Genomic DNA, 15,370 nt, shown 5'->3' with positions numbered 1-15,370 from the left:
AGATATAATTATGTCTGACAGAGAACCATTCAGATATTACTTTTTTTTGCATTTTGAGTGGATAGCCCTGCTTTCAGGTCTTCTACTGATGGCACTTTTGGATCCGTTCAGCCAGGCACCATCTTTTTGCCTGATTGATCGCCTGGGATTCGAATTCTGTCCCGGTTGTGGATTAGGCAAATCTGTAGCATTTGCAGCGCGCGGAAATCTGACAGCATCCGTGCAGACCCATCCTTTGGGTATCATTTCAATCTTAGTAATCATTGCGAGAATAGGTTCTATATTTCAGCGTAATAATAACCTTAAAAAAGAAAAGAACTATGAAAAAGATATTTGAATACTTGCCTGAACTTGAAGGAGATGAGTCTGAATATATCGGCCATATTATTGAGGACATGCCGGATGAGAAGGCAAAAATGTTCTCAAATATTTATCGATCCCGGCGGAAAGATCCGATATTATTTATGGCATTAGCCGTATTGGGCCTGGTTCCGGGTGTTGCCGGAATCCATCGGTTTTTTGTAGGACATATAGGAATGGGAATTCTCTACTTACTAACTGTAGGGCTTTGTTTTATCGGTACAATTGTTGATATGATTAATTACAAGAATTTTGCATTTGAGTATAACCGGAAAGTTGCAAAAGATCTGTTGAGAGAGTTTGACTGATGAATACAATAGATAGAACACGAGAGCAATCTGAAGAATTGCTGGAAACGTATATAGAATCCGATAGTTTAATTCTCCATTCCCATATGGTAGCGGATGCTATGGAAGGTTATGCAGATAAACTGGGATTACCGGATCAGGAAAAAGAAAATTGGTGGACAGCAGGTTTATTACACGATCTGGATTGGGAAAAATATCCGGATGAACATCCTCAAAAAGCTTTAAATGAAATTTTACCTCCCTTTAAATATCCGTCAGAAATATTATCAGCTATCGAAGCACATGCGCCCGGGCGAACCGGAAAACAGCCGGAAACGGAGATAGAACGATACCTTTTTGCCTGTGATGAACTTTCGGGATTTATGAATGCTGTTGCATTGATGAGGCCAAATGGATTCTCAGATATGAAAGTAAAATCCGTTACAAAAAAGCTGAAGGATAAACGATTTGCGGCAAATGTATCGCGGGATGATATCCGAAAAGGAGCGGAACTCATTGAAAAACAGTTAAATGATCATATCCTTTTTTTGATTGGAGTTTTTAAAACAAAATCTTATTAGAGTCTGCAACACACTATGGAAAGATGGCGTAATGAAGATAGATGGCGGAACTGTTCCGTTATGCTGATGTCGATATTTTTTGGATGATACATCACTACCATTTGCTGCATATGACGTTTTTGAAATCAATCTTTCTCCATATTGCTCTGATCTTGTTCTCAGTTATTCCTGATAGCTCATCTGCTCAACAGGTTGCTTACCATAACTATAGCGAGAACTTTACAGAAACCACTTCTTTCGGTGATTTACAGGAAAAGCCCTATAAATCCGAATTTTTCAGGGTACGCGGAATCCCAAAAGTAACGGTTCATACAACCACCGGGAATATTGAAGTTTTTCAAAACCCGGATATTAACGGCGTTAAAGTTGATCTGTTTCTGGAGAGAAGTTTTTCGCTGTGGTCGGGGCGAAGAAGTCTCGATAATTTCCGGATAATTCTACAGCAGCAGGGTGATCGTATAATTGCATCTGTGGAGGATAAAAAATCGGGTCAAGTTCCAAGAGACAGCGATATTAAATTTCATTTTTTAGTACAAACCCCGAAAAACGTAACTACAAATCTGCGTGCTTTTAATGGAAATATTTTTCTTGATGATGTGGAAGGAGATCACTTTATACAGAATCAGACAGGAGATATTAGTATAAGTCATACAAAGGGAGAGATTCGGGTTGTTTCCACCACGGGAAATATTGATTTGGCAAACGTAAAAGGCAATGTGTACGCTAAGACCGTGAACGGGAGTGTGAACATTGTTTCGAACTCCGGTGAGGCACGAGTCCGTTCGGTTTCGGGAGATATTCATGCATCAAAGATGAGAGGTACGCTGGTTTCCGCAACAACAAGCGGGAATATTTATGCTGATTTTACGGATGTATCAAAAGGAATTTATTTAGAAACAATTAGCGGAGATATTGAACTGTTTCTGCCGGAAACGAGTGGTTTTGACATTGAAGGTAGTGCAATGAGTTATGATTTAAGAGGATTGAGAGAATCAAGTATCACCGAAAGTGATCAAAACCAACGAGACCTCAATGTCGTCATTAGAGAGGGTGGTTTACCGGTTCGCGTGTCAACAATGTCGGGAAGAATTCAAGTATCTGAATCTCAAAAGTGAATTCAAAGGTGTATAAACTGGGTATATTTAATATTGTTTTTTGGGGCATCATTCTCCTCTGGGGTGATTCTTTATCTGCCCAGGATGAAGATATTTTCCAATTTCCCGAAGCGGAAATCGAAGAGATTTCTGCGGATATGATGCAGAATGAGAACAAAATTATCTACATTCAGGATCTGTGGAAATTCAGAGTGGGAGACAGCCTGGCATGGGCCGATCCCAATTATGATGACTCGGGGTGGGATTATTTAAGTACGAACTTGTCTCAGGCCGATCTGTCATTTATGGATTGGTCGGGAATCGGATGGTTCCGAAAACAGTTTCGGGTTGATGAAAGTTTAAGGGGAAAACCGGTTGCACTGATTGTTGAACGCCATCTTGGTGCATCAGAAATCTATCTGAATGGTGAGAAAGTAAAAGAACTGGGAGAATTTTCGACCGATCCGGAATCAGTTGCTTCGTACAACAGCAACAATCCTCTTGCCATAGTATTTTCTGACCAGGAATTTCAAACCTTAGCTGTCCGCTTTATCAATCCAAATTATTCTGAAACGGAGTTGATGATGGGCTATAACGGGTTTCGGTTTCTGTTGGGAGATTGGGAACATCACCAGGAGGAGACATTTTCATTCATATCTCAATGGACGGGCAGAAATCTATTTTACATTGGCGCCTTGCTGGCTTTTGGGGTTATCCACTTTCTGCTTTTTGTGTTTTATCCGTCGGAAAAGAGGAATCTCTATTTTTCGATTTTTGTCGGTTTTTTAGCCATTCTATCCTACCTGATCTACAAAGTAGAACTACTTGAAAACACAACAGGCACACTTCAATTCATTAAATTTATATTTGTTATAGAAGTGCTGGTACTCACCTTTGCAACCCGTTTTACACACAGTATCGACAAGAAGATTACACCATTCTATTCCAATTTCCTGGTGGCGGCGGGTATAATAGTGAGTTTGTTGATATGGTATTATCCCATGCAAACGGTTTGGCTCAGAGAGTTAGCCATTTTAGTTTTTGTAGCAGAGATACTCCGAACCGTTATCGTAATGTTCTATAGAAATCGGGGTGGTGTATGGTTGTTGGGAGTTGGCGTTTTAGTTTATGTTTTTTCTCTTATCTACAATGTGATGGTAAATTTTGAGATTCTATCAGGAAGCGTACAACTTGGAAATATGGTTGGTTCGGGAGTCCTGGTTATGTCGATGTCGGTATTTTTGTCTCGCGATTTTGCAATTACGCAAAGAAGGCTCGAACAGAAACTAATTGAAGTGAGACATCTGTCGAAGCGTTCATTAGAACAGGAGCGCATTAATAAGGAGCGGGAAATTGAGAAACGACTGCTGGAGGCAGAAAACAAACGCAAAACGACTGAACTTGAAGAAGCACGGGCTCTGCAACTTTCCATGTTACCGAAAAAAATGCCATCTCTGCCCGGATATGATTTGGCCGTGTTTATGGAGACAGCAACAGAAGTAGGAGGCGATTACTACGATTATAGCGTAGCCCCGGACGGTACATTAGTGCTTGCATTAGGCGATGCAACGGGACACGGAATGAAAGCCGGAATTATGGTGGCGGCTGCAAAGAGCTATTTTCATACACTCGTCCATGAGATGAATAATCTAACCATGTTAGGGAGAATATCTTCAGGCTTGCGTAATATGAATATGAAAATGATGTATATGGGGCTGATGTTGGCCCGGTGCAAAGGAAATGAGATTGAGATTGCAACAGCGGGTATGCCGCCTGCATTACATTTTAAGAGAAATACAAACTGTGTGGATAGAATTACACTCAAAGGATTACCTCTGGGAGGAACTGTAAAGTACCCATACGAAAATGAGAAGTTTACTATGGATACCGGGGATATCCTGTTGATGATGAGTGACGGCCTGACGGAGTTGTTTGACCCCAAACGGGAAATGCTTGGTTTGAATAAGATAGAAAATCTTCTTTGTAATTCTGATGGAATGAGCGCAAACGATATCGTAAATCAACTCACACAATTGATAAACACCTGGTCTGGCGGCAGAGAACCTCATGATGATATCACGATCATGGTTTTAAAGATGCAGAATTAATTTTTAATGGATCTGAATGTAACACAATCATTTTCTTATCGTAGGGAATAAAAATTGAATGGAATGAGTAGATATCTGGTAATACTTATCGTTTTTTTGGTTGCTCAAACGGGCTTGTTTGCTCAAAGCCAAAATCAGGATAATCCTTTTGAGAGGGATCCTATCTTTAATAAATCTCTCGATGAACTTTTTGGGCGGAAGGATACCACCAGTGAACAGAAGGGGCAACAGAAAGATAGAGATGAGGTTGACTCAGCAGTACAGCAATTATCAAGAACCGGTGTAGATCTTGGAGGCAGTATTGAAGCGGGGCCCTATTACAGCAGTGATCTTTACAGCTTGTATCCCAATCTTCCTACAATTCATTTCAATCGGGTAAATGGTTTGTTTATTGGCTATCGAAAAGAACGAATGCAATGGCACCGTTACGGCTCATTTCTTGATATTCCGCAAATTCAACCTCATGGACTTATTGGGTGGGGAACGGCTTCCAAAGAATGGGAATATGCTATTGGCCTTGAGAAAGTGATTGGCGAAAACAGGAGAGTGTTGATTGGGGGCGAATTCCATGATGCTACATACACAGAAGACTATAAACGAGTTGGACTTGTTGAATCATCCCTGACATCTTTTTTTGCAGGGTATGATTATCCTGATTACTACAACATGGAGGGTTTTGGGTTTTATGGAATTTTCCGAACACAACGTTGGCTGGAAGCGGGTTTTTCTTATAACCGCGATACATTTTCAAGCCTTGAGCGAAACACCAAATTTTCGTTATTCGGCAAATCCAGTACATACCGAATAAATCGCCCTGTTGATGCAAATGCCGATCAGTTAGATCTGGATATCTATGGTTTATCCCTCTCTATAAATCCGCGAAATATTTTAATTGCCAACAAATTTACGATGGCAGCATCTGTTAAAGCGGAACTGGCTGATAATCATGCAAGTGACGAAAATTACCGATTCAATAAATATTTATCGGAATTCAGATTGTATTACAATTTTGAGCCCGGTTCAATTTTCCGGTGGAGAGTTCAGGCCGGTGGGATCACAGGAAATGCTCCCGATTTTAAGGATTTTTACCTGGGGGGTATTGGTACACTCAGGGGATCGCCCTATAAGATTTTCCAGGGGAACCAGATGATTTTGAGTAATCTGGAAGTTCAGTTTGGAAGACCATCAGGGTATTCCGGAGAATGGATAGAAGATTATAACCTGCACCTCCTGTTATTTCTCGATTCAGGCTGGACGCAGCAATCACCCGAACTACTGAACTCAAATACACCTTTTACCGGATTTGATTCATTCTCTGTTTCTGATATGCAACATGATGCCGGATTTGGAATTGGTTCAGGGGCATTCCGTCTTGAGATGGCCTGGCCGCTCAAAACATTCGACAAATCGCCTACATTGTGGATTCGGTTTAATCCTACCTTTTAGTCTGTATTGCCTGCAATCCAATGACCGGGTAAAAAATTCACGTTAGGAGAGATCAACACAATTGCGAGCAAAAAAAAGAGCCTCAGACCGGTCAAAGCCTGAGACTGTTTTTTAGGGCATTTGGCACCTTTCGGTTGCCAAAAATTGTGTCTTGAAAATATACGTCGGTTTCTCAGAATTGTTTCGATAACCCATTTTTTTAACTGGGATTATGCACCAGGAAATTTGGTTGTGCACAAGGCCCAACTTCGCTAAAGCTACGTAGGGCATGCGAAGAGTAAAGCATTTTTCCCTTGATTCACCGCTCTGCTGTGAAACAGAATGCAGGCGTTGCTCTGCTCCGCCGTATATTGGCTAAATACATGTAACAGAGCAGTCCTGACTACCATCCCGGAGCAGAACACTGAGATGAGAATATATCGCAGATCGTTTTGCAATAGAAAATGGGGTAACTCCTCTTACTGTATGCTTACAATTTTCTTACTTGATGGGGTGCTAAAGATTTATAGTAAATGTTATATTGTGCACGTTTCATTTGTGTAAAAAGTTTTATTCCATGAACCATTTTTCAAAGAAAGAGATAACCACACTATTACTGCTGTTTGTGGGTATTCTTTTTAGCACACTGCTTTCCAGGAATACAAGATTATTTACTAAAAGCATCACAACAACGCCGGGTACCTTCGAGATATATTTGGAGGAGTCATCTCGTGTAGATGGACTTGTTGAAAGCCTTAAAACACTTGAAATTGATTTTAATCAAGATGAGTTGGTCTGGGCTGCAAATACATTGGGCTGGAGAAATTACCAAGCCGGGCGGTATCTGTTATCAAATGAAGATTCATACTCAGAGTTTCTGTCGAAACTTGGAAGAGGTATCCAGGATCCGGGACCGGTTACAATAGTGCCCGGTATTGATGCAGACCGATTGTCTAAAAATCTGTCAACCCAATTAAGAGCAGACAGTCTCTCTTTTCGTCAAATTTTTCAAGACAGTTCAGAGATTGCCCTCGAGTTCGGTTTAACAGGCGAACAGCTAATGGCCAGAATGCTTCCTGAAACGTATGAAATGTATTGGACTTCACCCCCAAAAAGTGTTGTTCGCCGAATTTATTCTGAATTTAAAAGATTAGTGATTGATCAGTATGAGAATGAGATCGAACAAAACCCATTAAGCCTCAATGAAATAATTACCCTGGCATCAATTGTGGAATGGGAAGCTCGTTTGAATGAAGAAAAGCCAACGATCAGTGGTTTGTATTTAAACCGGCTGGAGAGAAATATGCGGCTTCAGGCTGATCCCACAGTGTTATATGCACTTGGAGAGCGGCGGAGGTTATTATACAGGGATTACGAATATGATCATCCCTACAATACATATCGTATTAGAGGATTACCGCCCGGACCGATCACAAATCCCGATTTGAACTCTATTCGTGCAGTTCTTTTTCCCGAAGAGCATGACTATTTATACATGGTTGCCACACCGGAGGGAACGCACCGCTTTTCGGAAACATATAGCGAGCATCAACAAGCCAGTGAGGAGTGGAGACAGTGGCTTCGGGAGCAGTACAGAATTCAAAGAGAAAGGGAACAAGAATCTTCCTCAGATTCCTAATGTTCATAATCTTGAATTTTCCTCAGACAGAGACCGGATAAATATATGCTGATTTATCCTTCGGCCATCAAAGAAAATTTGAAATGCCAATCCGTTGAAAATCGACCCATTTCGAATGGCTCGTCCGAGATAATCAGGATTTCCGGCTGTTTCGAGACTTCGGAAAAGGTAATTGGCTGTATCGTAGCCTATACGAGAGAAGCGATCTGGTTCAGTTCCAAATCTCGTTTCGTAATCGTCTGTAAAGAAACGCATGGATGAAGTATCAGGATTCTGAACAAATGACTGTGTGTAATAGATATCAAAGAATTGTCTTTGGTAATCAGTCAACGGAGCAAACTCCCATTGTTCTGTTCCCAGAACAATCAGATCACTGTCCATTGCCTCCAGGTTATTCATCAACAAGTTCATCATGGTGGTGGATGCCTCACCGGTAAAAGGAGCGAAGATAGCATCAGATGGGCGGATATTCAGCGAATCGATCAATGCTGCATCCGACGTAAACACATCCGTGATCTCTCCAAAATCGTAACCGGTGGATGCAAAATCTTCCTCAATGTAGTAAGAGATGTTTGCCCCCAGTCGTTCTGCTTCGTGTCGAAAAGCGAGTGCAGAATTTCGGCCTAACGAGTTCTCTTCTGTAATAATAGCCAGTGTATCCAGCCGTAATTCCTGTACGGCAAACTGAGCCATTCTCTTGCCATGCATCTCAAATGTGGGATTCATCTGGTATGTGTAATTGTAATCCAGGTTCAGGCTGTCGGAGTTGGCAAGTGGTGCCAGCATCGGTATTTGATACTCTTCAGACAGGCGAGCCATTCTCGAGGCCGGTTCCGAAAACAGCGGGCCAATAACAGCATCTATCTTTTTTGTCAATGCCAATTCTGAAAAAACGGCTGCGGTTGTATCCGCATTCTCTGCAGAGTTTTTGAAAATGAGATTTACCTTCTGATTCCTGTTTCGTTCGTTGAAATCATCGGCAGCCAGCACCATGCCATAGTATAGATTTCTTGGAATGGTGAAATCAGGATCCTCTTCACCAAACAGAGGAAGAATTACCCCGATATTATATACCATCCCTTCAGGAGCGGCAGGGTATTCAATTTGCCCGGTTTGAGATCTCAAATCAGCCAGAAGTTCTCGTTCAATTTCTTGCCGGCTGAAGGCATCTCCCGTTGTTTTAACCAGTTCGCTGACCATTATTCTAAAAGCATCTGCATTCAGAAAGGGTTTTGAACTTCGTACAAGATCGAACTGTATACCCGGCGATTGTAACTTGTACAATATTTCATAGCGATCCTGGACGCTCAGGTAGTTTAAAATCTGATTATAGAAGCGTTGAGCATCCGATCTCAAGCCTGTTTGGTTATTGCTGGAAGCTAATTCATAAAGATGCTCAAGGCTTACATCGTAATTTTTAAGGATGAATTGAGCCATAGCAAGTGAGTAGAGTGCTTCCTGACGAATATTCTGCTGAGAACTTTGAGATGCTGTCTGCAAATGGTTTATGGCGGTTGAATACTCAGTAAGGGCAAGGAAACTTTTGCCGGCAAAAAGTAGAGAACGATCATCATCAGAGTTCAGAAAAAGTTCAGCTGCCTGCTGATAATTTTCATCCCTGTACATCTCCATTGCTTCTGAAAATGATTGCGCAGATACCTGAGAATGAAGACAAGTTACTAAAAGAATTAATGTCAGAAATGCTTTCATAAATAGATGGTGTCCATTATGCATGTTCATATATCTATTTTAAACAGCTTTGTTCCTCTTATTCCCACTCAATAGTGGCCGGTGGTTTAGAGCTTACATCATAGACCACACGATTGACTCCCCGTACTTCGTTTATAATTCGATTGCTTACTTCAGACAGGAATTCGTATGGTAACCGGGCCCAGTCGGCCGTCATGCCATCTACGCTGGTAACGGCTCGCAGTGCAATAGTATATTCGTAGGTGCGTTCATCGCCCATCACACCAACGGATTGAACAGGTAAGAGTACTGCTAACGCCTGCCAGACATTATCATACAATCCATATTCTCTGAGTGAGTGGATAAAGATTGAATCGGCTTCTCTGAGAAGATCGAGTTTCTGTTTTGATAGTTCTCCCAAAACCCGAATTCCAAGTCCAGGCCCCGGAAATGGATGCCGGCCGATAAAAGATTCCGGAATTCCGAGCTCACGTCCAACGCCCCGAACTTCATCTTTAAAAAGTTCCCGAACCGGTTCTATGAGATCGAGATTCATCTTTTCAGGCAAACCACCCACATTATGGTGTGATTTGATTGTAGCCGAAGGACCTTTGAAAGAGACGCTTTCAATTACATCCGGGTAAAGTGTGCCCTGGGCCAGAAATTTATATTCTTCTTCGTGAGCTATAGCTTCATCAAATACTTCAATAAATGTATTCCCGATTATAACTCTTTTCTGTTCGGGATCTGCAACACCTTCAAGATTTTTCAAAAATTTATCGGATGCATCAATTCCTTTTACAGGTAAATGAAGGTGTTCCTTATAGGTATCCAATACCTCATTAAATTCATTCTTTCTGAGAAGGCCGTTATCCACAAAAATACAGAGTAGCTGATCGCCAATTGCTTTATGAACAAGTGTGGCAACTACGGTTGAATCCACACCACCGGAAAGGCCGCAAATAACTTTACTGTTACCCACCTGTTCCCGGATGCTTTTAATCTCCGTTTCGATAAAAGAGGATGCAGTCCAATCGCCTTCACACTCAGAAATGTTAATTACAAAGTTTTGAAGAATCTCTTTTCCTTTTTCCGTGTGTGCAACTTCGGGATGAAACTGGACGCCGTAGATCTGTTTTTCCTTATGCCGAACTGCAGCAACGGGTGCATTAGAGGTATGAGCGATCACTTTATACTGTTCCGGTAATTGATGAATGTGATCACCATGGCTCATCCAAACAACAGAGTTATTTTGCACATTTTTAAGAAGTCCGGAGTCATCATCTACAATTAGTTTTGCTCGCCCAAACTCACGCTTCTCGGCTTTTTCGACACTTCCCGGAACCAACCTGTGGGCGAGGGACTGCAAACCATAGCAAATGCCTAAAACAGGTATGTTAAAATTAAAATAATCAAGGTTAAGTATAGGTGCCTCTTCATCGTAAACGCTTTTTGGTCCTCCGGAGAGAATAATTCCTTTTGGTGGATTCTGACTAAAGTCTTCAGGCGGGGTGTTAAAAGGATGGATTTCGCAGTATACATTCAGTTCGCGAATCCGCCGGGCAATTAACTGAGTGTATTGAGATCCAAAATCAAGTATGAGTATCCACTCATCATGATATGTATGCATGTTGGTTTCGTTATGAAAAAGCTCTTGGGAATTTAATGAAGGGAGAATATAAAAAGATTTGGACTTCCAATCTTATGTAAATCGGGCAGCTTGCCCGAAATCTCAAAACCCTGTTTCAGTATAATCTCCTATACTTTGGCTGAGAAAACCTTCTGCAATATTCAGGCAGTTTTACGGATTGGTGAGCCGGACAGGCTGTCCGGCGTACTACTTACTATTCAACAATTTCTTTGTACTCATCCACAGACAGGAGGGAGTCCAATTCAGAAGAATCACTTACCTTCATTTTTACCATCCAGCCTTTTCCGTATGGATCTGCATTCACCAATTCCGGTTCATCTTCCAGTGCCTCATTGATCTCTGTGATTTCTCCTGAAACAGGGCTAAAGAGTTCTGAAACAGTTTTAACAGCTTCCACAGTACCAAGAACTTCATCCTGATCAAACTCAGATCCCTCCGGTTCCAGCTCCACAAAAACAATATCACCCAATTCGCCCTGGGCAAAATCTGTAATTCCGATGGTTGCTGTACCGTCACCGTTATCTCGCACCCATTCGTGCTCTTTGGTGTATTTCAGATCTTCAGGAAATTTCATAGTTATTAGTTTGATTTTTCTGGATTAAATGTAAAAGATTTTTCGAGATATTGTGTGTTAAAATCACCGCTGATAAAGTTTGGATCATCCATCAGCTGCAAATGATAAGGAATAGTCGTTTTTATTCCTTCAATAACAAACTCTTCCAGGGCACGTTTCATTCTGCTTATTGCTTCTTTACGGTTTGCAGCACTCACAATCAATTTGGCAATCATAGAGTCGTAATGAGGCGGCACTTTGTAACCTGCATAAGCATGTGTATCAACCCTGACGCTGCGTCCCCCGGGGATGTTAAAGGAGGTAATAGTACCGGCAGTGGGGCGAAAATTATGCTCCGGATCTTCCGCATTGATTCTGCACTCAATGGCATGTCCGCGAAATTTAAATGGTTTTGAACTCAATTTCTCACCGGCTGCTGCAAGAATCTGTTGCTGCACCAAATCCGTAAATGTAATCTCTTCTGTAATGGGATGCTCCACCTGTATTCGGGTGTTCATCTCCATGAAATAGAAATTGAGATCTTTGTCGGCTATAAACTCAACCGTTCCGGCGCCTTCATAATTGATGGCTTTGCCTGCATTTACAGCTGCATTGCCCATCTTCTCGCGTACTTCCGGGGTCATAACAGGGGAGGGGGCTTCCTCCATTATTTTTTGATGTCGCCTTTGGAGCGAACATTCACGTTCACCGAGATGAACAACATTTCCATGCTGATCTCCCAAAATCTGAATCTCAATGTGGCGTGGATCCTGAATAAATTTCTCTATGTAAACTTCCGGATTTCCAAAAGCAGCTTCAGCCTCATTTCGGCAGGTATTAAAAGCATTTTTGAAATTGTCGGGGTTATTCACAACCCGCATTCCGCGTCCGCCGCCGCCTGCTGTTGCCTTCACAATTAGGGGGAATCCGATCTCTTCGGCATATTTTTCTGCTTTCTCCAGGGTTTCCACAATACCTTCGGAACCGGGAACAACCGGTACATTATTTTTTATCATTGTGGCTTTAGCAGTGGCTTTATCGCCCATCGTGCTTATCATCTCTGGAGAGGGGCCGATAAACTTAATATCATGTTCGCTGCAAATCCGGCTGAATTCAGCATTTTCCGAGAGAAAACCATAACCCGGATGGATCGCTTCGGCATTGGTAATTTCGGCTGCAGCAAGAATGGAGGGTATTTTCAGATAACTTTCTTTACTGGCAGGAGGACCTATGCATACAGCTTCATCAGCAAACTTTACATGCAAGCTGTGTTCATCAGCTGTGGAGTAAACCGCAACCGATTTAATTCCCATCTCCTTACAAGTACGAATGACTCTGAGAGCAATCTCACCCCGGTTCGCAATCAGTATCTTGTTAAACATACAGAGGTTTAATCTTTTTTAATGATAAATAATGGCTGATCAAATTCTACAGGAGAGCCATTTTCAACCAGAATTTTCTGTACAGTACCTGAAAATTCTGCTTCAATTTCATTCATAATTTTCATCGCTTCCACAATGCAGAGAGTTTCTCCGGCTGCAATATGATCTCCAACTTTTGCAAACGGATCAGAGTCAGGCGATGCAGCTTCATAAAATGTACCAACAATTGGAGATTTTACTACTTCTCCATCCGGTTGCTCCGGTTTAGATTCTTCAGTGTTTTTTTCTGCTGATTCAGCCGGTGCCGGTTGTTGTGTCTGAGCCGGTTGCTGGGGTGCTTGCGGCTGTTGTGGTATTTGATAGTGCATGGCTGGCTGAGAAGCTTCGGAGGTTTTCTTGACCTTTATTTTAAATTCTCCTTCTTCAATGGAGACTTCATCGACTTCACTTTCAGAGATCAGATCCAGTAGTTTTTTAACAAGTTTTAAATCCATTACTCTATGTTAAATTTTCATTTATTTTTGTTGATGTAGGCGCAACCGGCTTTTTAATTTACAAGTTGATTAAAGCGAATACGTAAATCGAAATTAATCAGATTTTACTCGTTCAACATACTCGCTTGTACGGGTATCTACACGAATAACATCTCCTTCATTTATAAAGAGTGGAACCTGAACAACGGCTCCTCCCGCTATGGTCGCGGGTTTATTTCCTCCCTGAGCAGTATCGCCCTTTAGGCCGGGGTCGGTTTCAACCACTTCCGAGTCGATATGATCCGGGGGTTGTGCATACAGAATATTCTCATTGTCTACATCGACCACCAGTGTGCATATCATACCATCGGAAACAAATTCAGATTTTTCAACCCGAGAGCGTTCGAGAGGAATTTGTTCGTATGTTTCCTGGTGCATAAAGAAATAGAGGTCACCATCAGCATACAAAAACTGGTAAGGTTGTCGTTCTACGCGAATTTCTTCTACACTTTCACCAGAACGGAATGTTTTTTCAATATTTTTTTCATTGACAACTCCTTTTAGCTTCGTGCGGACAAAAGCTCCGCCTTTTCCCGGTTTTACATGCTGGAAATCAACAATCGAATAGATTTCGCTATCTATAAGAATATTCATTCCTGTGCGAAAATCTGAAGTAGATACTTTAGACATAAATTTTTATTCGTTCTTTTTAACGGTAGAAAAATACTACCTGCTTACTTTGATAACAAAAAGATTACACGAAATTGGAAATAAGATTGTACAGAATAGCTGCAGGGCAAATAAATTTAATAAATATGGGCCATGCTTTTGAAAACAGGCTTTCGTGAACTCCCGCATAACCACTTTCCATCTCGGTAAGGGCTTTGTCGGTTGTCCAAAAGTAGCCAACAAAAATACAAATTAAGAAACCACCCAATGGTAACCCAATGCTGCTGAACAGATAATCAAACCATCCAATAAGTACAGGAAAGTAGGCTACCGTTATTGAAACGGCCAATATACCTAATCCAACTGACCAGGCTGCTTTTTTTCGTTTAACCTCAAATTCGTCTATCACATAGGAAACGGGAACCTCTAAAAGAGATATGGTAGATGTGAGGGCTGCTATACTAAGTAACAGAAAGAATGTAACCCCGAGAAGCATCCCAACGCCGCCGCCAATGGTATGAAACAGTGCGGGTAAGATCTGAAATACAAGATCTGTACTTGATGCGAGAGAGCCACCCGCATCAATGCTTATTCCCTGACTTTGTGCAAGAAACATGGCCGGTACAATTAAGAGCCCGGCAAGAAAGGCGATGCCCACATCGGCTAAAGTTACAAATGCAGCGGCCTGAGGTATATTTTCGCGCTTGCTAAGGTATGAACCATACGTAATTAAGGCTCCCATACCCAATGAAAGTGAGAAAAAAGCCTGCCCCATGGCAGAAAAGATTAACTCTGCATCAATTCTGCTGAAATCCGGCAGAAGATACGCTTCGATTCCCGCGTTGCTTCCGGGCTGCCACAGAACATAAATTATCATAACAACCATTATACCAATCAGCAGGGGCATCATTGCTTTGGTAGCACGTTCAATTCCGTCGCTTACTCCACCGGTTATAATTTTAATAGTACCAAACATAAATACAGAGGCAATCAATGCATTCTTGAATCCATTTCCGGTGTCAGTGAGCCAATCTGCTGCCCCGGCCCATCCAAAGAAGTAGAATATTTCTTCAAAGGCGAAACCAAATGCCCAGCCGGCAATAACTGTATAGAAGGAGAGAATCATTACACCGCAAATAACACCCCAGATGCCAACAAGAGGAAAGAATTTATTTGTACTTATAGCTTTAAATGCTCCCACAGGGTTTTTCCCTGCTCTTCGGCCGATGGTAATCTCAGCAGCCATTACGGGAAACCCAATTGCAAATGTACATAACAGGTAGATGAGCAGGTAAGCTGCACCACCCTCGGTGGCTACTTTGGTGGGAAATGCCCATATATTACCAAGCCCAACAGCGGACCCGGCGGCGGCAAGAATAAAGCCAAGTTTTGAGTTCCAGGTGCCTCGGGTTGTAGTGGAAGATGTTGCCAAGTCGAAAAAAGTTTTAAGTTAGTTATT

14 protein-coding genes are annotated in these 15,370 nt (G+C 41.8%); 7 read left to right on the top strand and 7 right to left on the bottom strand.

The window, feature by feature from the left end; translation table 11 throughout:
- The first annotated feature begins 10 nt into the window (after positions 1–10).
- From U5K72_17435 to mltG, 7 genes are all read left to right on the top strand, one after another.
- Entirely contained in the window at positions 11–337 is a 327-nt protein-coding gene (locus U5K72_17435; protein ID MDZ7720603.1) for a DUF2752 domain-containing protein, read from the top strand.
- Positions 321–668 carry a TM2 domain-containing protein gene (locus tag U5K72_17430; protein MDZ7720602.1) on the top strand — a complete coding sequence of 116 codons (348 nt, stop codon included), beginning with the start codon at positions 321–323 and terminating at the stop codon, positions 666–668. The genes U5K72_17435 and U5K72_17430 overlap by 17 nt, the downstream gene beginning before the upstream one ends.
- Positions 668–1,228: an HD domain-containing protein gene (locus tag U5K72_17425; protein MDZ7720601.1), complete on the top strand. Its 561-nt coding sequence runs from the start codon at positions 668–670 to the stop codon at positions 1,226–1,228. The genes U5K72_17430 and U5K72_17425 overlap by 1 nt, the downstream gene beginning before the upstream one ends.
- Positions 1,229–1,269: 41 nt before the next feature.
- On the top strand, positions 1,270–2,343 hold the full coding sequence (locus U5K72_17420) for a DUF4097 family beta strand repeat-containing protein (protein ID MDZ7720600.1): 1,074 nt from the start codon (positions 1,270–1,272) through the stop codon (positions 2,341–2,343).
- Positions 2,344–2,351: 8 nt separating this feature from the next.
- Entirely contained in the window at positions 2,352–4,430 is a 2,079-nt protein-coding gene (locus tag U5K72_17415) for a SpoIIE family protein phosphatase (GenBank protein MDZ7720599.1), read from the top strand.
- Between the two features lie 63 nt (positions 4,431–4,493).
- Positions 4,494–5,876: a hypothetical protein gene (locus U5K72_17410; protein MDZ7720598.1), complete on the top strand. Its 1,383-nt coding sequence runs from the start codon at positions 4,494–4,496 to the stop codon at positions 5,874–5,876.
- Between the two features lie 556 nt (positions 5,877–6,432).
- Positions 6,433–7,494: an endolytic transglycosylase MltG gene (gene mltG, locus U5K72_17405; GenBank protein ID MDZ7720597.1), complete on the top strand. Its 1,062-nt coding sequence runs from the start codon at positions 6,433–6,435 to the stop codon at positions 7,492–7,494.
- A gap of 3 nt (positions 7,495–7,497) precedes the next feature.
- On the opposite strand, the gene U5K72_17400 is transcribed toward mltG, so the two are convergent.
- The 7 genes from U5K72_17400 to U5K72_17370 all read right to left on the bottom strand — a co-directional run bounded on the left by U5K72_17400 (position 7,498) and on the right by U5K72_17370 (position 15,343).
- Positions 7,498–9,228 (bottom strand): ABC transporter substrate-binding protein, encoded by a 1,731-nt coding sequence (locus U5K72_17400; protein ID MDZ7720596.1) that lies wholly within the window; start codon positions 9,226–9,228, stop codon positions 7,498–7,500.
- 34 nt (positions 9,229–9,262) lie between these two features.
- Positions 9,263–10,813 (bottom strand): glutamine-hydrolyzing GMP synthase, encoded by a 1,551-nt coding sequence (gene guaA / locus U5K72_17395; GenBank protein ID MDZ7720595.1) that lies wholly within the window; start codon positions 10,811–10,813, stop codon positions 9,263–9,265.
- A 214-nt stretch (positions 10,814–11,027) separates the two neighbouring features.
- Positions 11,028–11,408 carry a glycine cleavage system protein GcvH gene (gene gcvH, locus U5K72_17390; GenBank protein ID MDZ7720594.1) on the bottom strand — a complete coding sequence of 127 codons (381 nt, stop codon included), beginning with the start codon at positions 11,406–11,408 and terminating at the stop codon, positions 11,028–11,030.
- Positions 11,409–11,413: 5 nt separating this feature from the next.
- Positions 11,414–12,769 (bottom strand): acetyl-CoA carboxylase biotin carboxylase subunit, encoded by a 1,356-nt coding sequence (gene accC / locus U5K72_17385; GenBank protein ID MDZ7720593.1) that lies wholly within the window; start codon positions 12,767–12,769, stop codon positions 11,414–11,416.
- Between the two features lie 8 nt (positions 12,770–12,777).
- Positions 12,778–13,263, bottom strand: a complete 486-nt coding sequence (gene accB / locus U5K72_17380) for an acetyl-CoA carboxylase biotin carboxyl carrier protein (GenBank protein ID MDZ7720592.1) — start codon at positions 13,261–13,263, stop codon at positions 12,778–12,780.
- Between the two features lie 93 nt (positions 13,264–13,356).
- Positions 13,357–13,932 (bottom strand): elongation factor P, encoded by a 576-nt coding sequence (gene efp / locus U5K72_17375; GenBank protein MDZ7720591.1) that lies wholly within the window; start codon positions 13,930–13,932, stop codon positions 13,357–13,359.
- A 64-nt stretch (positions 13,933–13,996) separates the two neighbouring features.
- A complete protein-coding gene (locus U5K72_17370; GenBank protein MDZ7720590.1) occupies positions 13,997–15,343 on the bottom strand; it encodes a sodium-dependent transporter in 1,347 nt (448 codons plus the stop codon).
- Positions 15,344–15,370: the final 27 nt, after the last annotated feature.

Source organism: Balneolaceae bacterium (assembly GCA_034521495.1).
Lineage (GTDB): Bacteria > Bacteroidota > Rhodothermia > Balneolales > Balneolaceae > Rhodohalobacter.
Note: the sequence above shows the minus strand (reverse complement) of the source record. Positions and strands in the feature narration are given on the sequence as shown.

Bases quoted from the DNA above. Each gene is read 5' to 3' on its own strand.
- gcvH (MDZ7720594.1), bottom strand. From the start codon at position 11,408: ATGAAATTTCCTGAAGATCTGAAATACACCAAAGAGCACGAATGGGTG.
- efp (MDZ7720591.1), bottom strand. From the start codon at position 13,932: ATGTCTAAAGTATCTACTTCAGATTTTCGCACAGGAATGAATATTCTT.
- U5K72_17400 (MDZ7720596.1), bottom strand. From the start codon at position 9,228: ATGCATAATGGACACCATCTATTTATGAAAGCATTTCTGACATTAATT.
- guaA (MDZ7720595.1), bottom strand. From the start codon at position 10,813: ATGCATACATATCATGATGAGTGGATACTCATACTTGATTTTGGATCT.
- accC (MDZ7720593.1), bottom strand. From the start codon at position 12,769: ATGTTTAACAAGATACTGATTGCGAACCGGGGTGAGATTGCTCTCAGA.
- U5K72_17435 (MDZ7720603.1), top strand. From the start codon at position 11: ATGTCTGACAGAGAACCATTCAGATATTACTTTTTTTTGCATTTTGAG.
- U5K72_17430 (MDZ7720602.1), top strand. From the start codon at position 321: ATGAAAAAGATATTTGAATACTTGCCTGAACTTGAAGGAGATGAGTCT.
- U5K72_17420 (MDZ7720600.1), top strand. From the start codon at position 1,270: ATGGCGGAACTGTTCCGTTATGCTGATGTCGATATTTTTTGGATGATA.
- U5K72_17410 (MDZ7720598.1), top strand. From the start codon at position 4,494: ATGAGTAGATATCTGGTAATACTTATCGTTTTTTTGGTTGCTCAAACG.
- mltG (MDZ7720597.1), top strand. From the start codon at position 6,433: ATGAACCATTTTTCAAAGAAAGAGATAACCACACTATTACTGCTGTTT.
- accB (MDZ7720592.1), bottom strand. From the start codon at position 13,263: ATGGATTTAAAACTTGTTAAAAAACTACTGGATCTGATCTCTGAAAGT.
- U5K72_17425 (MDZ7720601.1), top strand. From the start codon at position 668: ATGAATACAATAGATAGAACACGAGAGCAATCTGAAGAATTGCTGGAA.